The sequence below is a fragment of the Nostoc sp. LEGE 06077 genome (assembly GCF_015207705.1).
Classification (GTDB): domain Bacteria; phylum Cyanobacteriota; class Cyanobacteriia; order Cyanobacteriales; family Nostocaceae; genus Nostoc_B.
Genome location: NZ_JADEWI010000086.1, coordinates 1 through 21,820 on the forward strand (window position 1 = coordinate 1; position 21,820 = coordinate 21,820).

Sequence of the window (21,820 nt, forward strand, 5' to 3'; positions counted from 1 at the left end):
TCGTTCACCCAAAAAGTTATACTGCCTCGTTGCTTGAGGGCAGCATCATAAGCGTTCCAATTCTTAACTTTGTACTGGGCTTTCGTCTTCATATGCAGGGTTAGGCGGCTCGAAAACATCGACTATAAGTAAATTTACCATTTTGCCTATTCACGCAACAACGCCATTCACAGATATTTCTCCTTATGGAAAAGTACCAGCACTAGTGCATGGCGATCGCCTCGTTTGGGAATCTGCTGTCATTAACGAGTATCTTGATGAAGTATTTCCCAACCCAGCGTTGTTACCTAACAATGCCATAGGTAAAGCCCAGGCTCGCATCTGGATTGATTTTGCTAATACCAGATTTGTGCCAGCTTTTTCTAGTCTCTTACGGAGTCCAGATCTGCAAAAACAAGAAGAAGCGAAACAAGAACTCTACAAACATCTAGAATTCATCGAAAACGAAGCTTTCGGGAAGTTGTCGAAAGATGGCCCCTATTGGTTTGGTGAATCTGTCAGTTTGGTAGACTTTACCTTTTTCCCTTGGTTTGAGCGCTGGGCTGCACTGAAGAAATATCGTGACTTTCCCCTACCAGCGGAGTTTGCCCGTTTGAAACAGTGGAAACACGCTCTCAAAGAACGGGAATCTGTCAAAGCGATCGCCAATTCCAAGGAATTTTACATAGAGCGTTATGCTAGATTCGCTACACCTGTAGCTGTCTAGACATCTCCTGAAGTAAAAATCATCAGACAACACCGACGCGGGGAAATTCTCAATTTCCCCGCCTCTTCATATCTACGCCGATAGATGATAAAACTTAGACACCAATAAACTTTTAAATCTGTAACCTGTAACCTGTAACCTATCACCTGCTATAAGTTATTGTGACATTGTGCTTGTGAAGACTCAATAGTTATGCCAAAGCCGCGTTTTGTCCGTTTTTTTCGCCATCTTAATTGGCGCACCCTCAAAAAAACCTTTGCTTGGACAATCGAACGACGACTATTAGGGCTGGCGGCTGAGATTGCCTTCAATGCCATGTTATCTTTATTTCCGGCTATTTTGGCTGTACTTACAGCCATTGGCTTGTTGGCAGAATCTTTACAAGATACCTTTAGACAAATGGCAGCCTTACTGAGTCAAGTGGCACCAGAAGAAGCCCTGATTTTGATTCGGGACTTTGCCAGTAGAGAAATTGCCCACTCTAAAAATACTAGTTTATTTTCTTTGAGTTTTGCGATCGCTATTTGGACTGCTTCCGGTGCAATAAGTACGGCGATGACTGCATTTGATCAAATCTATCAAACTCCGTCACAAAAGAGCCGCCCTTTCTGGAAAGCTAAACTAATCTCCCTAGGTTTAACTTTTGGTACAATAGTACTGTTGATGTTGGCTTCCTTTTTAGTATTTGTTAGTGACTTGGTGTTAACTATCGTGGTGCATGAGCATAGTTCTTTACTGTTCTTGCAGCATCTTTGGCAGTTGTTACGCTGGCCTGTCAGTTTAAGTATTGTTGCCACCGCCTTTAGTTTCATTTATCGCTATGGGCCTAGTATGTGGAATCCCGGCACACCCATTATGCCAGGGGCAAGTTTAGCTGCGATTTTTTGGGCAATACTCTCATCACTGTTTCGGCTGTATGTGGCAAATTTTGGTAACTACAATAAAGTTTATGGCGCAGTCGGGACTTTTATAGTTTTAATGCTGTGGCTATGGATGAGTGCTGCTGTTCTACTCATCGGCAACCAATTAAACGTGATTGTCGGCGAAGATATGCACTACCAGAAGCTAAAAAGCCAGGAAGCAGGGGAAAAGGAGACTCCACAGTTGTAAATTAAGTATTAGGACAAACTCTTGTCAAATTGCCCAGTAGCAGTAAAATATTGAACGATTCAACTTCAAAGAAGCGATCGCTTGAATGCCTGATTCTCCCCCACAGTTTCCGCATATTGATCCTGACGCTCAAGCACCTTCCATGAGGCGGCTGCGCCAGCTGAGTCGCGTCATGGATAAAGCCATCACTATTCCCGGCACAGATATTAGTGTAGGTTTAGATCCACTGTTGGGGCTGCTACCTGTGGGTGGTGATGTTTTAACATTGGTATTTTCTAGCTACATCATCTTAGAAGCGGCACGATTAGGCGCATCTAAAGCTACTTTAGGCAGAATGATTTTGAATATCATCATTGATAGCTTGGTTGGTAGTGTACCTGTAGCCGGAGACTTGTTTGATTTTGCTTGGAAATCAAACGAATATAATATCAAACTGTTAGAAGAACATTTAAAAGTTCCTCGCAGTACAAAAAAAGCAGACACTTGGTTTGTCTTAGCTGTTTTATTGGGTTTATTATTAATTGGTATTGTTTTAATTACAATCCCAGTGATATTAATTAGCACTCTGTGGCGAGTATTAACTGGTAGTTAGATATTCAGTAAAAGAATGAAAGATTGGTGGCAAGCAGCTTTTCCTCAAGGTCAGCAAAGTCTAGTTATTACTGATGCTCAAGGATATCCTGTACAAATTGCTTATGGTGAAAAAGGTACAGGTAAGCCCTTAATTTTAATGCACGGTATGGGTAGTTGGAGCTATAACTGGCGTTATAGTATTGAACCATTATCAAAATATTTTCGAGTCATTTGTTTTGATGCTAAAGGCTTTGGATTTTCTGAGAAACCTTGCCTGCGTCGAGAACATGATGGGCATCAAGTGATTGAATTAGAGAGAATTATTCAAGAATTATGTGATGAACCCGCTGTACTTGTGGCAGAATCTTTAGGTGGTTTAGTTGCTTTAGCCCTAGCACAAGAAAAGCCAGAATTAGTAGCGCAGTTAGTAGTAGTGAATGTGCCAATTTTCGCCGACTGCTTACCCCATTGGGCTATGTCTATTTTGGCTCAAACACCAATCGAAATCTTGCAAGCAATAGATTCTTTGCGTTTAGCTTATTTCGCCGCGCCCTTAGTCAGAGAAATTATGGCGATCGAACGGCGTAGGGTACTATTTGATCCATCAATTTTATCCCAAGAAGATGTGTATTGGATAACTTATCCTTTTACAGAAATTCCCGGTACTTTGGTGAAAGTTGCGGAAGATTTACAACTAGCTGCGCGAGAAATTGAAAACTTGCAAAGCAATAAACCAAATATGCTTAGTAGAATTCAACACAAACTATCCAATATTCAATGTCCCACACTCATTTTATGGGGTGATAAAGATAGTTGGTTTCCTGCTAGTCATGGCGAAAAACTACATCGATGTATTGCTAATTCCCAATTTAAAATTCTGTCTGACTGCTATCATGATGCTTCTACAGGTTCAGCGACAGTTATCAATGCAGCAATTCTGGAATTTTTACAGGAAACAAATTTTGTTTAAGAGAGAAGATAAGCAGAGGCTAAATTAATTCGGAAACAATAAGGTAGTATCTATCTAAAGTGAAGTTTTTGGTGGACAAAGGCGGACTCATGTTTCAAGATATTACTGCTCAGATTGCTTATTCTGACAGATGTTAGCATTATTGCTTTGCTACTTCGATTGGGAGGTAGTCAACGGTCGTTCTTCTCTAGAACAATTAGAGCAAGATCTGTTAATTCATCCGTCTGATAAAATGCCAGTGCGCTTTCGGTTGCGAAATTCGCCCAGTTAATCATTCAAAGCTTAAACTTCTTCTGCCTTCTGCTATATATCATCTGCTAGATTCGGCAGACTGAACAATTTCAGACAATATACGCATCCATGTAGAAGTAATACCGTTTTACTTTAAATTTGATACAAATAGGCCGCAGGGGGGCAGAGGAGCAGGGGAGCAGAGGAGAAATTATTTGTATCATTTATTTGGTGAATTGGTATAAGACAAGCAAATACATGACAGTGAGTATTCAAAAGACAGCAAAATTCCTTGAACAAGTTCATCAATCAGAGTCCAGACTTGGGCTGAAGAATGAAGCTTGTCGTTCACAATTCTTGGTTCATCCCAACTCCACGTCAAAAGTGTGTCTCTTCTTGCATGGCTTCACAGCCGCACCCTACCAATTTGAGCCGCTTGGTAAAGCTTTCTTCAATAAAGGATATAACGTTTTAATTCCTCTGCAACCCGGTCATGGGCTGGCTGGTGAGTGGAACAGTCAAACGCCGCCACCACTCCCAACAAACATTCAGACTTATCAAAAATTTGTGTTGGATTGGTTGCAGATTGCTCAAACATTAGGCGAAAAAGTCGTAATTGGTGGTTTATCAACAGGTGGAACCTTAGCCGCTTGGTTAGCTTTAGAATATCCCCAAGAAATTGAACGTGCTTTATTGTTCACACCTTTTTTGAGTAGCAGTAATTTATTATTTGATCAGTTGATCAAGACTTTGCCAATTTACTTTGAATGGTTCAACAAAGATGCACCAGGGAATTTTGGCTATAAAGGTTTTCGCATTCCAGCCTTACGAATATTTCTGGAATTAGGTGAGAAAATTTTTAAACAGTCTCAAAGTAGTATTTCTGCGCCTGTGTTGATGGTTTGTAGTGAAGGCGATCGCGCTGTGAACCGCACTCAGCAGCGAGAATTGTTTAAAATGATTCTCAAACACCAGCCCAAATCTTGGTATTACTGCTTTGATGATTCACTGCACATTGAACATCGAATGATGACCAAGCTGGAAGATAATGATTATGAAGAACTGATCATTACCCTTGCCAGAGCATTTGTGAACAGTGATTTAACCTGGGTACAGTTTCAGCAGATGGCAAACTGCATCACACAGGGCGAGACTTACGAGCAAATCCAGCGTGAATTACACCTTGATACTCAAGCTTCCCTACAATTATCTGCAATGATGACACAAAAATTTGGTTGCGATCGCCTCAAGTGCATCAACCCATCTCAGGCATAAACAAAAGAAGCTTACACCATCTCAAACTCTAACTGATGACTCTTGAGAAAATCATGAGTAAAATGATCCACGACATTTGTATCAGCGAGTTCTAAATTATAAAAATCTACAACATCATGATCAAAATAAGGGCCAGCGTGCCAAGTTCCCTCATTTAATTTAATAAAACAATTTCCTGGAATCCGAAAAGCTGCAAGGTCTTCTAAAACTGGTTCATCTAATTCATTATGGGGAGGACATACAGCAATGAACCAATCTTTGCCTGCTAGTGAACCTAAACATTGAGTACATTTCACATGACGCGTAATTTTATTAAATTTGCGTCCGCGCTTTTCTAGACGCATAATATAAAATCTTGGAGTACCATTTTGCAGATTCAATTGAGCATCTTCTGTATCAAATTGCTTACCATCTGTGCTGGCAAAAATCACTTGTCCATAACGCCGAAAATTTTCCGGTGTAATTAATTCTGCTTGTAATTGTTGCACTGTTTGTGATGTACTCATAATGTTAAAAACCTACTATTCTAATTCTTGAGGAATAAGTGATTTAGGAATTAAGGAAGCTTGTATTTCTTTATCTGAAGGTCTTGTATACCACCAAGCCCAAGCGATTAAAACTGCTTGTAATGGCAATCTAACTGCTTGAAGCCAAGGTGAATCTGAATATGGTATGGTTTCAATTTTAATATGATTAATTGCCATGTTGATATTAGCAGGGAAAACAGCAATAAATAGCAGCACTAGTCCCCAAGCGGCTGCTTGACTCACAGGCGGAACTAATAACCCAATACCACCTAAAATCTCATAAAAGCCACTCAGATAAACTAATCCTAAAGGATAGGGCAGTTGTGGCGGCATGATTTTAACGTAAGGTTGCGGTACTGCAAAATGTGTAATACCGACGATGATGATTGATATTGCCAAGATGACACGAAAGAGTTCCTTACGTCTGTTCATGGTTTCGCCTGATTTTGTCCTTGCGCTTACCACTTTAGTTTGCTGATTTTTAGGTGAATTTGTCTTCGGTCAATGGTAAGAAACATCACGCAGAGGAGGACACTTGCATGGGCGGGTTTCCCGACTTGAGCAAAGTGTCCGTCGCGCAAAGGCGCAGAGAGAAGAAGGAGATTGGTTTTGATTAGTTAGATTTTAAAATGTGCGATCGCTCCTGTATCCAATTTTGTCAAATTCCATTGACTAATAACGGTTATGCCGATCTACAACTTGCTAATCAACTTGCCATACTCTGCATGTGTTCCAATCCAAAACCAGGAAATACCATTTTCGACTTCCACACCCAAAGCTCGGTAAGTTAACCTTGCACGAACTGACCAGTACTTTTTGCCCAACTTCTTGAAATGCAAGGACGGATGAGATGGGTCAACTTTGAGCAACTCGTAGCATTCATCTGCTGATTGCTGAACACTTTCAGGTAAGGCGTTGTAGCATTGCCAAAACCGTCGCGTTGTATAGTGCATTAAATTTCTCGACAATGCCCTGCTTCAAATTCAGCGATCGCCTCTTGAGCAAGCGCCTCTAATTTACCATCTTCGATGTCTTGCTCTATCTGCTCGTCCCAGCGTTCGTAGTCTAAATTAAGAAACCACAGTCTTAATTTCTCAAACTCACTTGATGGCAACGAAAGGATTGCCGCTTCGATTTGCTCCAGATTGGACATAACCCTTTGTACCTCTCTAGCCTTGAGAAAATTATAGCTTTCCGGGAAAGGCAGAGTACCTTTGTATTTAGAGCTACCGACCCTTCAGTGGCAAAACTCTTAAATTTCGATAGTAAAACTTACAGCTATGCAATGATCGGGGAGTAAGCAGCATAACGGCAAAACGCAGCGGCAGCAGATAACCTCGAACTAAGCACAAGCGATTTTTGACCGTCCTCTGCCGTGAAGTGTTGGGCTGTTTACTAGCATAGCTAAAATTATGGAAGAAAAATCTTAAGAGCAGCATCTATTAAAAGCCGCTTTTGTTCATCTATTTCGATTTGTGTCCATATTGTCTTTGCACCTATTTCTTGGGTCAACAAAACAGAAGATTGTTGATAAAGCGGTGCTTTAGTCGTAAATGGATCATTCCCGCCTAAAGTGTTTTGGGCTGGATCCATAATTGTCAAGTTCCCAAGTGTATTTTTAAGTGGCTCAAGACTATAGTCTAAAACTGAACTATCTGCATTACGCGGATATACATGTTCAATAGATGTTCCTGCAAAATCATAAACCCTACTTTTATCAACACAAACAGGTGTTACTGTCGCACCATTTTTGTACCATTGATAATAGTATTCTAATGTCATAAGAAAATATTTAAGTGGTTTGTTCCCACCAGACTCTTTATACTCAAGCATATTAAGAGAATTTTTAAATGTTGAATCTGTAGCCTTTGTAATGATTAGATTTTGCAGTTTTGTTTTTAGATTAGAGATAGTATAAGAATTCGGATCTTGTCTGATGGCTAGTGACTCTTGATAGTAAATACCCTTCAAAGGTGTTGCGTGTTGATTGCATATTATTTTGTATCTGAAAAAAGTTCTTTCAACTATCTGAACTATTTCGGAGAATAACCGATGATCAAGTTTAGCCGCTGCAAGAAATAAAGGAATTGATAAATCATGTCCAAGTTCCACTAAAAGAATATTTAAGCGAGTCCTATCCCAGCCAGTAATAGGCTGCTGTTCGGGATATAACCACTGACCTTTTAGGAGCTTTCTACACTTGAGGATATCCTCATGGATGTTCTTTACCGTTTCATGAATCTGCTGTGCATGGTGTAGTGTTAGGCTAATCTGCTGATTTTGAGGAAAGAATTTATCGAGAAACATGTCAAACAAAGCATTTTGCTGAGGTCTATTTCCTTGATAGGATTCATAAATCCAGTTGAGATAATTCTTGGTATCAGCAGGAGGATCGGCTAGTATTTCGTCCCACATTCTTTCAACAGCATCCTGTTGTTGATTAAAACCTTCTAAAAGCTCTAATGTTTTAGCTCTTAACAAGTCACCATCCGTTAGATTAGTACCTCTATCGTTAATGACCTGAAAAAGCCGAAATGCATCCTCTCGGCTGCCAGTTACCATGTGGAGAATAGTAAAGTCATTGTCCAGAATATTTTGAACTATTTCAAGATCGTCAATTTTGTCTTCAATCCTAGTATGAGAAGCAATGATTGACTGAATAGTGGTTCTCAGGGAATTATAGGCATATAAAATTTTGGTATGAGAATCTCTTGAAGCAGAAGGCTCAATGTCACGAATTAATTCTTTATAAAAAGATTGATCGGCTCTAGATAGTTCTAAAACCTCAACAGGAGTAACCACTCTCTGGACTTCTTGGCTAAATTCTATAAAACGTTCAGATAACTTCTCTATTCTTCCTTTTATAATTGCTTCATTAGCAGTATCGCCCAATGTATTTGCTTCTGCTTGCAATTCTTTATAGCTATTTACTAGGCAAGAAACTAGCAAAGTAAATGTTGCAATTCTTTGCTGGCCATCAATGATTTCGTATTTATGCTGATTAACTGTGCCTGGAACAGAGTGTTTTACGCTTAGAATTCCACCAAAGAAATGGTTTACAGGCGAATTTGACTTCCTTTTTTCAAAACACTTTTTCAAGTCTTTTATGAAATCAGATACAGATTCAGCATCCCAAGCATAAGCTCTTTGATACTTTGGAATGAAGAACATGGGTTTATAGGCAAATAGGCTACCAATAGAAGTATATGCTGGCTCAATATTCATACATATTTATTCAATATTGCTGCGATATTTTTATACTCTATATACTCTATCTTGTCCATGAACACCCGCTGAGTGCCTTAGTTATACAAATGTAAACAGGTGTAAGTGGAGCAACGCAGCCTAACTATTTATTATACGCACACTTTCTGTATAATTTTTTTCTCGGTCTTAATATATCAAGCATTACAGCTAGATATTGGCTTAATATACGGAAAACTTCTTTTTTACATCCTTATTCAGATATTATAATGAATTTTTCCATATAATCACCCTTCACGGGAGGATTATATAGAATTTCCCCGTATATCCCTTGATGTTGATGTTATCCAGAATTTGTCCTCATAACATCCCTATTTAGAGTATTCAACAGAATTTTTCTGTATAACATCCCATAGAATAACGTCCAAAGGAATTGCTTGAACAAATACAGTATGTCATCCCACTTCTTTTGCCAATCAAAGATAGAATCGGAGTCTCAGCTTATGCCGATCGCCTGTTAGTTAGATTTTAAAGTCTGCGATCGCTCCTGTATCCAATCTTGTAAAATCGGGTTGACTAACTCTGGTGCTTCATCTTGGGGGCAATGTCCTACTCCTTCTAAGGGAATGAATTTCTCTACTGACGGGTAGTTAGCTAACTCTCGCCCTAAATTTATTGGTTCCCAAGGGTCGGCAGTTCCCCATAAAATAATTGCTGGACAAGTTAATAATGGCAGTAAGTCTTCTGGTAACGGCCCTGTGGAGTAAGAAGTAAATGCCAAAAACACAGCCACAGCACCAGGATCTTTAGCAGGTGCTGTGAGAATATCGACTAATTCATCTGTGACTGTCTCTGCATTAGCGTAAGCTTGCAGCAAAATTTTCCGCACTGTTTTGGGTTTAGCGACTTGATTAAAAAAGAATTGCCCAATTGGTTTAATCGACAATACCCGTTGTAAAATCGGCGCACCCACACGCCGAGTCCAAGGTAGGGTTTCGCGTTTGCGATCGTGCAGTAATCTTAAAGAACAGTTAATTAACGCTACTCCCAAGGCAATGTTTGGAGAACTAACTGCGGCTTGCATCGCTACAATACAGCCAATGGAATTTCCCACTAAAAAAGCTGGTTCACCTACCACTTCCCGACAAAAGTCTGCTACTTGCTGTCCCCACATTTCTAAGGTGTAAGCAATTTTTTCTCCCGGCTGAGGTTTAGCAGAACCACCGAAGCCAATTAAATCTATGGCATAAACCCGACAAGTTTGGGCTAGTACTGGTATGTTTTTACGCCAATGCCACCATGAGGCTCCAAAACCATGTACTAAAATAACGGCAGGCCCGGTAGTTCCTTGAGTTTGATAGCAAATTGGGAACCCCTGCCACATCCAAGTTTTTGCGGTTAAAGCAGTTGTAGAAGTATTCATCGGAAATCTGTATTTTTATTTACTAATTTTAATATTTCGTAATATTTTTGGTAATTTATCTTAAATTGTAGAGGCATATTGTAAAGACCGTACTAGCAATAAAATTAGGTAAGAGCTAAATCAATCACTCTCTTTAATTTAAGGCAAGTATAAAGACTGAGTTAAATTTATTTATAATTGCTTAAAAGCTCTAGAGAACCAAGATGTTAAAATTACCGCCATATAGATGTAATGTAATATATTTATCAACGGTTCGACATTCAGTAGTTTTACAATTTACGGTTTCTCTGTTGATCTCTACAATCGTTTGATATCGAGCATCTGCAATAGGGTGGTTGGCTGCCAGAAAAATGACGCTAAATTTCACCTAAACTTTTGTTCCTAGTTCCTTCTGGTTCACGAAGATGACAATACTAGAAACAATTCATACTCCTGTTGGCGGCTATGCCCCGGATTTTGAACTGCCAGGAATTGATGAGCGAGTGCATCATCTCAGGCGTTATTTAGAAAAATACCGGGCAGTTGGCGTTGTTTTTATGGGCAACCACTGTCCTTATGTCAACTTATATCTAGACAAGCTCAAAAAAATTCAAGGGGAATTTGCTGGGAGTGGCTTCACGCTAATTGGGATAAATGGCTGTGATGCTATTAAGTACCCTACAGAAAGCTTTGACAACATGAAAGCTTTTGCCACACATCAAAGATTAAATTTTCCCTATCTTTGGGATTCTACTCAAGATGTTACGCGGAGTTTTGGGGCAATTAAAACTCCAATGGCTTTTTTAATAGATAGTAATGGGCTGGTGCGTTATAAAGGGCAAATTGATAGTTATCCGCAAGCACCATCATCTGTAAGAGAAGATTATTTACGAAATGCGATCGCCTCTTGGTTTAAAAATCAAGCAATTATCCCCCAAGAAACAGAACCCGTGGGAACTACATTGATTTGGCGCAACTAGACATAGATAGTCATTGTGCTGCTATCTTAAATTGGAGGCAATTGCAACTTTTTCGATAAAGCGTAACTTCATGGGAACGAATTACCGGCGGGTTTTACTTAAACTAAGCGGTGAAGCCTTAATGGGCAACATGGGCTATGGTATTGATCCAGAAGTGGTCAAAGAAGTAGCACAAGAAGTAGCAGAGGTGATAGCCACTGGCGTTCAAATCGCCATAGTCGTTGGCGGCGGCAATATTTTTCGTGGCGTAAAAGCGGCATCGGCGGGGATGGATAGGGCAACCGCTGACTACATCGGCATGATTGCCACGGTAATGAATGCCATGACGCTGCAAGATTCCCTAGAACGAATAGGGGTACAGACGCGGGTACAAACTGCGATCGCCATGCAAGAGTTAGCAGAACCATATATTCGTCGTCGTGCCATCCGTCATCTTGAAAAAGGACGGGTGGTAATTTTTGGCGCTGGTTCAGGAAATCCCTTCTTTACTACTGATACAGCTGCGGCATTGAGAGCCGCAGAAATTGATGCAGAAGCGATTTTTAAAGCCACCAAGGTAGATGGAATATATGATGCTGACCCCCAAATTTATCCTAACGCCAAACGTTTTACCACCCTGACCTACGCACACGTTTTGACGCATGATTTGCGGGTAATGGATAGTACTGCGATTGCCTTGTGTAAAGAAAACAATATCCCAATTCTTGTATTTGACTTAACAGTGCGAGGTAACATCCGCCGCGCAGTCATGGGAGAATCAATCGGCACCCTTGTGGGAGGTTCTTGTGAAATTAGCTGAAGCTGAGAGTACGATGCAAAAAACCGTTGAGTCCACTCAACGCGCATTTAATACAATTCGCACTGGTCGCGCCAATAGCAGTCTTTTAGATAAAGTGTTAGTGGATTATTACGGTTCACCAACACCCTTAAAATCCCTGGCGAATATTAGCACGCCAGATGCCACAACAATTCTGATTCAGCCTTACGACAAAAGCAGTTTAAACATTGTTGAGAAGGCTATTTCTCTTTCGGATGTGGGTTTAACACCCAATAACGACGGTTCGGTGATTCGGCTCAACATTCCGCCATTAACTAGCGATCGCCGGAAAGAATTCGTTAAACTGGCTGCTAAGTACGCTGAAGAAGGTCGTGTTGCTATTCGTAACATCCGCCGTGAGGCTCTAGACACAATTCGTAAGCAGGAGAAAGCCTCAGAAGTTTCTGAGGACGAAGCCAAAGACCAACAAGATAAACTACAAAAACTCACTGACAAATACACAGCTAAAATTAACGAACTGTTGGCAGAAAAAGAAAAAGATATCTCAACTGTCTAAAGTATGAAGTTTGAAATCTGAAGTGTGAATTTTAGAAGTTCATACTTTAAGTTTTGTTTTTGTTTAGCTTGATTTAGAAAAATTGAGAGGCTCAGATCCCCGACTTTCATCAAAAGTCGGGGATCTTGTAGTTTATGAATGATTGATCTCAATAGACAATTATATTTGCTAACGTAGTTCTATTGGGGTTTATGGTCAGCCCAAGAGGTTAACATGGCTCACTTAGATCTGCGTCGCCCCCAAAATACTAACGGCGATTTTTATGTAGATACTACCTGTATTGATTGTGATACCTGTCGCTGGATGAGTCCAGAGGTTTTTTCTCGTGTGGATGAACAGTCGGCAGTTGATCATCAACCAACTAATGCAGCAGAAAGATTAACAGCACTTCAAGCACTTTTAGCTTGCCCGACAAGTTCTATTGGGACAGTTGATAAACCCAAAGATATCAAAAATACTCAAGAAACTTTTCCGATTCTGGTAGCAGAAAATGTCTACCATTGTGGCTATCATTCGGAAAAATCTTATGGTGCTGCTAGTTACTTTATTCAACTACCAGAAGGGAATATTTTGGTAGATTCTCCCCGTTTTACACCACCTCTAGTTAAGCAGCTAGAAGAGATGGGGGGAATTCGTTATATGTATTTAACTCATCAAGACGATGTTGCAGATCATCAAAAGTATGCTGAACATTTTCAATGTGACAGAATCCTCCACGTTGATGATATTTCTGGAGGTACTCGCAATGTAGAAATTCAGCTAACAGGTATAGACCCATTTGCATTAACTTCAGATTTATTAATTATTCCCGTTCCTGGACATACCAAAGGACACACAATTTTACTCTACAAACATAAGTTTTTGTTCACAGGCGACCATCTCGCTTGGTCAGAAAGTAGACACCAACTAGCTGCATTTCGTGACCACTGTTGGTATTCTTGGTCAGAACAAATTAAATCTATGCGGAATCTGGCTAATTATAGTTTTAAATGGGTTTTACCGGGTCATGGGCGGAGATTTCATGCAGATGTTGAGACTATGGGTCAGCAAATGCAAAAGTGTATTACCTTAATGGAAAGTCTTTGATGATTCACTAAAAAATAAAGACCACGCGCAAATCCCATTCTTTATCTTGACGAATAATTTCAATTTGGCGAATAAATTCTCGTAGGTAAAAACGTCGTTCTGTTTCCGATAAATCTAACCAAAATTGTGGAATAGAAACAGCTTGGGCGACAGAACGCAGATTAACTGGGGGAAATGTGGCTAGTTTGGCTTGGAGTGCAGAGATTTCCGTGCGGAGTTTGTATTCTCTGAGTTTTGCTGTTTCTATATCTAAAATTCCAGTTTCAATTAAAGCAGGTAACTGAGCAAGGATTTCTTGTTGACGAGCGATCGCATCTCCTAAACTATTCTTTACTATGTCCAATTCAGGCGAATTTATTCCAGCTACTGCTAATGGTAAATCACGACAAACTTTAGCGATCGTACATTCTAAGATTTCTTGGTAGGGAATGGCTCGACACTTAGGACTGAGAGGACAACTAATAGGACGTAAATACAGATACTCTTTGTCTTGGTAGCGACGGGTAACACGCGTAACTGTCGTATGCGATTGACATTCCTCGCAGACAACTAACCCAGCTAAAGAACGCGGCGCGCTGGCCGTTCGAGATGGTAAGCGGCTATTACGGCGTAACAGTCGGTCAATTTGGGCGGCTTCTTCTTTAGAAAGAATCGCAGTATGAGTATCAGAGATAATTTCCCCATTGAGATAAGCCGTATCTCCCCGATAAACAGGATTAGTTAACCAACGTCGCCCAGTGGTGACAGAGATTTTCTTTCCGTATTTTTTCGCCAAGTAACGCACTGCGCCCCGCAAGGAACCGTAGAGTAAAAAGTTATCAAAAAAGTCTTTCACCACTGGGGAGGTACTGCGGTTAATGATGTATTTTCCTTGACCACGGCGATAACCGTAAGGTGTTTTCCCCGGTGGGGGCGCTGCTTCTAGACGATTGCGGGCGTGTCCTTGGCGGATGCGCCGACTCCGTTGTTGATGTTGGATTTCTTGCAGTAATTTCAGTAACTCACCCCGAAAGTGGGATTGCTCTGAGGTGTAGGATTGTTCAATAGCAATTACAGCTACACCCATTGCTTCTAATTCATTTAAGCGATCGCTTACTTCTTCTACAGTATCCCCCAATTCTTCCAAGCGCCGCACCAGCAAATATTCTACTGGTTCATTTTGACAATCTGTGAGTAGTTGTTGTAATTGCGATCGCTTAGTGTATCCATAGGTATCTCCCTTAACCAAATCTTCATAAACTTGTTCTACCTCCCATTGCCAATTAATGTTTTGCGGAAGAGATTCTAGCAGCAAGTCACAATAAATGTAGGCAAGAATTTTCATCAGTCAGTACTTAATAATCAATAGTTGTATAGTACAAACATCAGCCTCACAGCCACTAAATTAAGCTTTTTGTCATTACCAACCGTTGTAAACTATAAATTTTTATAAGGTAAATAATAATTTTCAGTAAAGATTTGGCAAAGAATCCTGATATTATTTTTTTGCAAATTATCAAGTTATCAACACGCAATCTCTCTGATTAGCAAAGATATTTTAAAGTTTAGGTATGACTGGGATCATGATCTGCTTTAGAGTATATATAATGATATTGAGAACAAAGTTAAGTAGCATTTTGTTGTTATCTTTCAGATAATTTTCTGTCATCTAGTAGCTAAAATGCTTCTGGTCATAAAATTCCCTATTTAGTCCTACATAACAACTCAGTTCAAAATTGCTGGCAATTAAAAATAAGTGAGAGTTTAGCTTACATATTTTGATTTTTTGATGAGAGTGGATGAAAAATGCTATCTATCTTATTTAGATTGAACTAAATGGCTGTTATTAACAGCTTAATAAGGATACATAAAAAGTTATAGTAATTTTTACTTAGTATCCAACAATCAAGGATAAATCACTTAGATAAGCATGAGAGTGACTTATTATCTATTCCCTCACTCCCTATTTTTAGGCTAGGTTTGAATCGCTAGACATCTTGCAAAAGTGATTATTTGCAGGCTTTTTACAAGTTATTAAAGCCTTGGAAAAGACAAAAAATATTTATGCAAGCAGTCTAATACAGTTTAGCAAATCATTACAGTATGTTGTATTTTCTGAAGAAGGAAACAACATCACATTCTATTTTGGAGCTTGTTAATTATTCAATACTTAGGTGATTCACCAGACTATAATCTGAGCAAAAATTCGCTATCATAACGGAATTTTTGCTGTCAAATTAACTAAAAAGTATGCATTCTTTAGCTGGTTTGGCATAAAAACTTTTCAGTGCTGTTATTAATGAACTCAAACTTAATATTTTTAGCTAAAATACATTGATTATAGGATGTTAGTTTATGTATGTGAGAATCAAACGTCGTCAATTTGGACAGTTAATTATTGCCAGTGCTGCTACAAATATGCTTGTTAATCTTGTCAAAAATAAAACTTTGGCACAAGAGGCGCGATCGCTAGTAGGAGTTAGACTGCCAGCAAGCAAAAATAAGCAAAATGCTAAAATCTCTACAGATGTAGAAAACACCAGTCCAGCATTTACCTTAGTGTCTTTAGATTTAACAACTGGTAGTGAAAGATTAAGTACAGAAATTCCTGCAAGTATTGTTGATAATCAAACGACAAAAATTGAAACTGCTAAAAGAGCGTTTTCTACTGAATCGAGCCGAATCACTGGTTTTACTAGCTTTCCAGATGGCACGATGGTGATGCTTACAGTAGAAACAAGCCAAAAAGGGAATTATAGTAAACTCATATTTACTGATAATAAATCTAAGAAACCAAAAGCTAAAAAAATATCAGGATTTAAAAATGTTAATCATACAATAGAAGGAGTATTAGGAACCAAAAATAACAAAATTATTGGAATTGCTAGTGCTAACAATGGCGTTCCTCCTTTCTATCTAGTAATGATTGACCCTAAAAATGGCAAAGTTACCTCTGGTGATGAGTTAAAACTACCAGAATTGCCACGGAATTTACGCTTCAGTAATCTAGCTCTTAGCCCTGATGGTAAGTTTTATGCGACTATTCTGACTTCAGAGGGTAGAACAACTTTAGTGCAGCTAGATCCTAACAAGACCTCACTACTTACAGGCAAATTATTAATTACTACTGTGGCAGGTATAACATACAATAGAAAATATTTATCCAGTGACTTACTTAGCTTAACCTTCTCTCCCTCTGGGCAACTTATTGCACTGGCTAATCTCAATAATAGTCCGAAAAATTCTGTTTTTGCTGTGGATATAAAAACTGGAAATATGACACTTTTATCACAAGTAAATGTAGATAAAATTGCCTTTATTCCCTAGTAGAAAGAAAGTGTTTCTTAGTTGGGTAAAGGATCTATGTTTGCATCACACTGCTGTAATTGAAAGTCTTTAATCACTGCTGACTGATCTCAATCACATTTCCATCGGGATCTTGGGTAAAGATGGCGGGGCGACCAGAGGCGCTTGCTTGAATAGGATAATTTTGACTAAGCAGTTCTTGTTTAGCTTGTTCTAAATCAGCCACTGCAAAAGCAATATGGGGATTACGTCCCCATTTTTCGTTTGGGTTATCAGTTGGTGTAGTTGATGCGACTATTAGGTGTACTTGATAGTTGCCGACTTGATACCATACACCAGGATATTTGAGGGATCTGTCAATTTTTGATAATCCTAACACTTGGCTGTAAAAGTGTTCGGAGCGTTCTAAGTCAGTAACGAGAATGGCTGTATGCAGGCTTTGGGTAATTTGCATTGTTATTGAATATTGCTTTTATTTTGATTTTGACTTATTTGCCGCACAACTAGGCGATCGCTTGTCCCAACTTTGAAATGAGATCATGTATCCATAAGGGTTTGATTGCGTTGCTTGGCTTAATGTCATGAAATATTGATATAAAAAATCGTGCTAAAATTAAATGTCATCAAATTATGACATATTGATCCCGAAACAGCTATTAAATTCGTGAAAGCCTGAAAAAAGTGCCTGGAGACCCCTTGATAAATACCTATGGTTAGTAGTTAATATTTACTTAACAAAACGACTCCTCCGATCCCGAAAAATGCTTACCTAAGCATTCAAGGAAATTGAAAGGGAGTGACCCTCATTTTAAAAGCAAATTAAAAAACTTTAAAAACTGGGCAAAACCAGGAGTCAGGAATAAGAAATTCATCTGGGGGGAATGACATTTTTATATATAGAGCATTCTGTAACCCGGAGAAATAATTTACCTTTCAAACTACTGGAGGCCAAAATTAATGGCAAAAGAACGCCCACCGCTAGAGGAGATGACACTGCGGCAACTACGTAAAGTTGCCAGCGAATATAGCGTCTCCCGTTATAGCCGAATGCGTAAATCACAATTGTTGGCAGCAATTCAAGAAGTGCAGCGCAGCAAAGCTTCGCTTAGTCCATCTCGTTCACTGGAGGCACAGGAAACCGTGGAAGCAGCAAAATTTGAACTGGGTCAAGAAGACCGTACTGGTGGCTCTCTGGCTGATGTTGATGAATTACTCGCAGATCTACCAGCTGGTTATGGTGAAAGCCGAATAGTACTTTTACCACGCGATCCGCAATGGGCTTACACCTATTGGGATATTCCTAATGACCATAAAGAAGAACTGCGGCGGCAAGGTGGACAGCAGTTGGCACTGCGAATTTATGATGTCACCGACATCAGTCTTGATTATCAAAGCCCCCACAGCATCCAAGAATATCCTGTTGATGAACTAGCCAGGGAATGGTATATCCCAATTCCTGTGAGCGATCGCGATTATGTCATCGATATCGGTTATCGGACTTTTGATGGTCGTTGGTTAGTGTTGGCTCGTTCTGCCCAAGTACACATTCCTCCTGTGTACCCATCTGACTGGATTGAGGATGTCTTCATCACCGTCAACTTTGAAGAAGACTTGCGCGGTCGAACTCTGTACGAATTAGTACCACCTGCCAAAAAACTGGCAACAACAGCCGGTGCAAATGGTGGAAACCCCATTTACGACCAAATCTTTGGCTTGGCAGAATCTGCCGAAGTACAACGGGTTGCAGGTTCTCTGTTTGGTTCCATGCAACACGTACCTGGTTCTGTACGTCCCGAACAAGCTATCAGTTCCTACGTCTTCCCATCTGGTGTAGGTATGTGGGCAGTTCCCACCACCTCTGGTTTAAATATGTCTGGTGTGGGAATGTCTGGTGTCGGCTTCTCAGCTTCCGCTGTTCCCATGCGTCCTCGCCAGTTCTGGTTAATTGCTGATGCTGAATTGATTGTTTACGGTGCAACTGAACCCGATGCTACCGTCACAATTGGTGGTCGGGAAATTAAACTGAATCCCGATGGCACATTCCGCTTCCAGATGTCCTTCCAAGATGGTTTAATTGACTACCCAATTTTGGCAGTTGCTGCTGATGGTGAGCAAACACGCTCAATTCACATGAAGTTCAATCGTGAAACACCATCTCGCAATACCAACACTAAAGAAGAAGCCATTCCTGAATGGATATTCTAAATAACCCCAAATTGGTATTTTGAATTATTACCCGCTATAGTCGTTCTGTAGCGGGTTTTTATTATTTTCGTATGTGGATCAAAAAAATATTTCTCTTATCTATATTCATCCTGACGATAAATTTATTATTAGCTTGTAAAGAGGATTCGGCAAATTCATCAACAAAAGCAGCTAAAAATTGTCCTGGTGAAAATCCTCAATTCAGCATTGAATTTTTTAAAGCTAATAATCAAGGTCAGAAATATGCCAAAGGCATTAATCATGTGATTATTTTTAATCCTAAATCAGCAAAATTAGATTTTAAAGTGAATGTGGCTTTATCTCACAAGCTTTATGCTAAAGATAAACAGGGAAGATTTATCAGGAATTATGTACCTAAGCAATTTAATGAAATTATTGCTGATGAAAATTCTCGGTTAAATGGGCAACCACCTTTAGCAGCAATTAACGCCGACTATATAGGCACTGACGATAAACCACAAGGCTTAAATATTTCTCGCGGAGTTGAATATTCAGGAGCGTTTAAAAATAGACGTTCTTCTTTTGGCATTTCAGGAGGCAGACCCCAGGAGCGAATAGCTACAATTAATGCTGGAAGAAGAAGTAACAATATTCTTAATTACAATTTAGTTGGTGGTAATGGCAGATTTTATCGTCAAGGTAAGTTTAAAGATATTTGTCAAGATTTAGGGGAATTTGCCTGTAAACAAGCGACTAATCGCTCTATGGTGGCGACAACTAGTAAAGGTTATGTAATTTTATTAGTTAATGATATAAAAGCTAATTCAACTATTGAACCTTCGCAAGTAAATCAAGAGTTGCTCCCAGATATGTTTGATGGTGTGTTAACTGGAATTGCCCGCAATAACTGTTTAGGTAAAATTCAAGAAGGAATGTTATTTGATGGTGGCAGGTCACCTGGATTATATTACAACAATAAAATTTATCTAGAAAATGGTGGAGCAATTGGTTCAGTGTTTTTGATTTACAAAATAGCTAATTAAATTTTGGCTGGAGTTAATCACTGCGATCGCCCACACATAAGCGATCGCAGTTGTTCTTTACCAGCAATCAGGTTAAACCGTAATTCTTGTGCCGTCAAATTTAGTAAAGGTAAAGCCTCGGAATTCTTCGTTATAACCCAATCTTTCATCTCTCAAGAGGCTAATAGCCACCTCTTCACCTAAAGCTAAACCTGCTGCACCATCAGTCCGCCAGTGAATACCACCATGACCGCGACCAATGGCATAATTAGTTGCCAGCTTGTTCAACTCACCGCCCACAGTTAATAGTTCACCATTGTAGGGAATTAACTTTGTTGGGTCATTGGGATCGGGAACTACGGGGTTAGGAATGACATGATTTTCATCAAAGAAAGCCTTTAATAATGTTACATTCACACCTGCGATCGCCGCAGCACCACCCGTATACGAGGAATGTAAAGGTGCGGCTTCTGGATAAGCTTGTGGCAGTAAATAAGTCCCAAAAGTGCTGTAAGTCCGTGCCAAAGCTTGGGAATTCAATATTTCAGAATTAATGGGATATTGAGTTCTATTGACAATGTTGTTGTAAATTAGCCCACCGTAGGCTTCTGGGCGCAAAATGCGGTGTACGTAATACTTCTGCCAATAAGAAGCTCTAATTGCCCGTGATGTCCCCAAATTTAACAAGGCTTGTAAATGTCCCACCGCAAATGTGGCATTAGAACCTACTTGAGTCCGGGAATTGACATAGGGATTACCCGGATTCAATGGTGCGCCAATTCCACCATTAATTAGCGGGTCGCTCAAACTAACTGGGGAACTGAGTAGTAAAGAAGCCCCATAATACAACGCGCCACCAATATGGGCAAACTCACCCAAGTCACGCACAGTCGAGACATAACGGCGTGTGGGGTCATAATTAATTGCTCTGCCAGAATTACCACCATTTTGGACAGTCAACCATTCGTTGAAATCGGTGAGAAAGTCATTACCAGGGAGAGCAGTCCGAATGACTGCCAAAATATACTGCGTTCCCCAAGGAATATTCCGTAATAAAAATTGGGAAATGTAAGGGCCGTTTAATATCCCTGGAGGAGTTACGTGTTTTGCTGTTCTACCAGAACGGTCAGAGGGGTCAACATAGCTGACACTACCGCGAAACAAAGTTTGCGGGGTGACACGATTATTAATTTTTGGCCCGTAAAATGCCGAAAGTCTATTTAAATCTGCGACAGCTGCCAAAACTTTCGGGTCATCTGTATTATCTTGAAACTTAGCAAAAGATACATCACGCAGTAAAGCTTGCCAGTACAATTCTACTGCTTCATCTGCGCGTGCTGCACTAGCTAAAGCTGGTGGTGATGGTACTGCTATCTGAGCAGCGTTAATGCCTTCAAGGCTGATTGCTAGTGGCCCTTGAGGGTTAACTAGCTTTCTTGTTCCACCCACAATAATCTTTTCATACAGATCTGGGTCTTGTTTGGTCAGGGCTGTAATCAATGAGTTGTAAGCCTCTAGGTTGACTTCACCACGTTGATTATGGGGTAATCCTCTAGAGTCACTGCCAATTTTGTTGGCGTAGCGCTCTTCATCACCGTTGGTTGGATGTGGAGGAATGGGAAAACCTCGTTCTAGCCTTGCAGCTTCTACCCTGACTCTATAAGCTTTATCAACAAACCTGTTATAGTTAAACCGCCCAACAATATCTCGTTCTCTGGCTTGAACAACACCTTAGACCTCTTGCAAAAGTCAGTTAAGCAGATTCAGTTTTAGGGAGACGAAGCTCATAGTTGTACAAACCAGCGATGAGATTAAATCTCAAACTAAATCTTTTTCTCCGATTGCGATAACGGTCAGACAAGATTTTAAATATCTTTAGTTTCCGATTAATATGCTCACCGACAACTCGAACTTTGGCTAAGTCTCGATTACTCTTTTTATCTTCGCAA

At 39.9% G+C, this 21,820-nt stretch carries 22 protein-coding genes and 1 pseudogene; 13 read left to right on the plus strand and 10 right to left on the minus strand.

Translation table 11 applies throughout. The features are described 5' to 3' along the window. Positions 1–142: 142 nt before the first annotated feature. The 6 genes from IQ244_RS30270 to IQ244_RS30295 all read left to right on the plus strand — a co-directional run bounded on the left by IQ244_RS30270 (position 143) and on the right by IQ244_RS30295 (position 4,865). Positions 143–706, plus strand: coding sequence for a glutathione S-transferase family protein (locus IQ244_RS30270; protein WP_228059247.1), 564 nt, complete (start codon positions 143–145; stop codon positions 704–706). 192 nt (positions 707–898) lie between these two features. After that, entirely contained in the window at positions 899–1,816 is a 918-nt protein-coding gene (locus IQ244_RS30275; protein ID WP_193900383.1) for a YihY/virulence factor BrkB family protein, read from the plus strand. Between the two features lie 85 nt (positions 1,817–1,901). Then, positions 1,902–2,408, plus strand: a complete 507-nt coding sequence (locus tag IQ244_RS30280) for a DUF4112 domain-containing protein (RefSeq protein ID WP_193900384.1) — start codon at positions 1,902–1,904, stop codon at positions 2,406–2,408. Between the two features lie 15 nt (positions 2,409–2,423). Further along, positions 2,424–3,359 carry an alpha/beta fold hydrolase gene (locus tag IQ244_RS30285; RefSeq protein WP_193900385.1) on the plus strand — a complete coding sequence of 312 codons (936 nt, stop codon included), beginning with the start codon at positions 2,424–2,426 and terminating at the stop codon, positions 3,357–3,359. A gap of 130 nt (positions 3,360–3,489) precedes the next feature. After that, positions 3,490–3,630: a hypothetical protein gene (locus IQ244_RS30290; protein WP_228059248.1), complete on the plus strand. Its 141-nt coding sequence runs from the start codon at positions 3,490–3,492 to the stop codon at positions 3,628–3,630. Positions 3,631–3,848: 218 nt separating this feature from the next. Then, positions 3,849–4,865 carry an alpha/beta hydrolase gene (locus IQ244_RS30295; RefSeq protein WP_193900386.1) on the plus strand — a complete coding sequence of 339 codons (1,017 nt, stop codon included), beginning with the start codon at positions 3,849–3,851 and terminating at the stop codon, positions 4,863–4,865. 11 nt (positions 4,866–4,876) lie between these two features. Here the strand turns inward: IQ244_RS30295 and IQ244_RS30300 are convergent, their stop codons facing one another. The 6 genes from IQ244_RS30300 to IQ244_RS30325 all read right to left on the minus strand — a co-directional run bounded on the left by IQ244_RS30300 (position 4,877) and on the right by IQ244_RS30325 (position 10,019). Further along, positions 4,877–5,371, minus strand: coding sequence for an ureidoglycolate lyase (locus tag IQ244_RS30300; RefSeq protein WP_193900387.1), 495 nt, complete (start codon positions 5,369–5,371; stop codon positions 4,877–4,879). A 15-nt stretch (positions 5,372–5,386) separates the two neighbouring features. Next, entirely contained in the window at positions 5,387–5,824 is a 438-nt protein-coding gene (locus IQ244_RS30305) for a DoxX family protein (protein ID WP_193900388.1), read from the minus strand. A 260-nt stretch (positions 5,825–6,084) separates the two neighbouring features. Beyond that, on the minus strand, positions 6,085–6,345 hold the full coding sequence (locus tag IQ244_RS30310) for a hypothetical protein (protein ID WP_193900389.1): 261 nt from the start codon (positions 6,343–6,345) through the stop codon (positions 6,085–6,087). Next, the gene (locus tag IQ244_RS30315) at positions 6,345–6,545 is read right to left on the minus strand and encodes a hypothetical protein (RefSeq protein ID WP_193900390.1); all 201 of its coding nucleotides are present in this window, start codon (positions 6,543–6,545) and stop codon (positions 6,345–6,347) included. The genes IQ244_RS30310 and IQ244_RS30315 overlap by 1 nt, the downstream gene beginning before the upstream one ends. A gap of 257 nt (positions 6,546–6,802) precedes the next feature. Then, complete coding sequence (locus IQ244_RS30320; RefSeq protein WP_228059249.1) at positions 6,803–8,617, minus strand: DUF262 domain-containing protein; 1,815 nt, start codon at positions 8,615–8,617, stop codon at positions 6,803–6,805. 496 nt (positions 8,618–9,113) lie between these two features. Beyond that, on the minus strand, positions 9,114–10,019 hold the full coding sequence (locus IQ244_RS30325) for an alpha/beta fold hydrolase (protein ID WP_193900391.1): 906 nt from the start codon (positions 10,017–10,019) through the stop codon (positions 9,114–9,116). Positions 10,020–10,423: 404 nt separating this feature from the next. On the opposite strand from IQ244_RS30325, the gene IQ244_RS30330 reads away from it, so the two are divergent. The 4 genes from IQ244_RS30330 to IQ244_RS30345 all read left to right on the plus strand — a co-directional run bounded on the left by IQ244_RS30330 (position 10,424) and on the right by IQ244_RS30345 (position 13,398). Then, entirely contained in the window at positions 10,424–10,978 is a 555-nt protein-coding gene (locus tag IQ244_RS30330) for a thioredoxin family protein (RefSeq protein ID WP_193900392.1), read from the plus strand. 70 nt (positions 10,979–11,048) lie between these two features. Beyond that, positions 11,049–11,777, plus strand: coding sequence for a UMP kinase (gene pyrH, locus IQ244_RS30335; protein ID WP_096578023.1), 729 nt, complete (start codon positions 11,049–11,051; stop codon positions 11,775–11,777). Then, the gene (frr, locus tag IQ244_RS30340) at positions 11,764–12,312 is read left to right on the plus strand and encodes a ribosome recycling factor (RefSeq protein ID WP_193900393.1); all 549 of its coding nucleotides are present in this window, start codon (positions 11,764–11,766) and stop codon (positions 12,310–12,312) included. Before pyrH ends, frr begins: the two co-directional genes overlap by 14 nt. A 213-nt stretch (positions 12,313–12,525) precedes the next feature. Further along, a complete protein-coding gene (locus IQ244_RS30345) occupies positions 12,526–13,398 on the plus strand; it encodes an MBL fold metallo-hydrolase (RefSeq protein ID WP_193900394.1) in 873 nt (290 codons plus the stop codon). A gap of 7 nt (positions 13,399–13,405) precedes the next feature. Here IQ244_RS30345 and IQ244_RS30350 read toward each other — a convergent pair whose 3' ends face one another. Then, complete coding sequence (locus tag IQ244_RS30350) at positions 13,406–14,722, minus strand: recombinase family protein (protein WP_193900395.1); 1,317 nt, start codon at positions 14,720–14,722, stop codon at positions 13,406–13,408. Positions 14,723–15,732: 1,010 nt separating this feature from the next. Between IQ244_RS30350 and IQ244_RS30355 the strand changes: the two genes are divergently transcribed. Further along, a complete protein-coding gene (locus IQ244_RS30355; RefSeq protein WP_228059250.1) occupies positions 15,733–16,704 on the plus strand; it encodes a hypothetical protein in 972 nt (323 codons plus the stop codon). A 73-nt stretch (positions 16,705–16,777) separates the two neighbouring features. Here the strand turns inward: IQ244_RS30355 and IQ244_RS30360 are convergent, their stop codons facing one another. Continuing rightward, on the minus strand, positions 16,778–17,137 hold the full coding sequence (locus IQ244_RS30360) for a VOC family protein (RefSeq protein WP_193900396.1): 360 nt from the start codon (positions 17,135–17,137) through the stop codon (positions 16,778–16,780). Positions 17,138–17,640: 503 nt separating this feature from the next. Between IQ244_RS30360 and IQ244_RS30365 the strand changes: the two genes are divergently transcribed. Both IQ244_RS30365 and IQ244_RS30370 read left to right on the plus strand, forming a co-directional pair. Further along, positions 17,641–18,888, plus strand: a complete 1,248-nt coding sequence (locus IQ244_RS30365; RefSeq protein WP_193900397.1) for a DUF4912 domain-containing protein — start codon at positions 17,641–17,643, stop codon at positions 18,886–18,888. A gap of 71 nt (positions 18,889–18,959) precedes the next feature. Beyond that, positions 18,960–19,892: a phosphodiester glycosidase family protein gene (locus tag IQ244_RS30370; protein ID WP_193900398.1), complete on the plus strand. Its 933-nt coding sequence runs from the start codon at positions 18,960–18,962 to the stop codon at positions 19,890–19,892. A 72-nt stretch (positions 19,893–19,964) separates the two neighbouring features. Here IQ244_RS30370 and IQ244_RS30375 read toward each other — a convergent pair whose 3' ends face one another. Together IQ244_RS30375 and IQ244_RS30380 are read right to left on the minus strand one after the other, a co-directional pair. After that, positions 19,965–21,371, minus strand: coding sequence for a vanadium-dependent haloperoxidase (locus IQ244_RS30375; RefSeq protein ID WP_322746132.1), 1,407 nt, complete (start codon positions 21,369–21,371; stop codon positions 19,965–19,967). Between the two features lie 253 nt (positions 21,372–21,624). Then, positions 21,625–21,820 (minus strand): annotated as a pseudogene (locus IQ244_RS30380) (IS5/IS1182 family transposase); the annotation flags it as partial.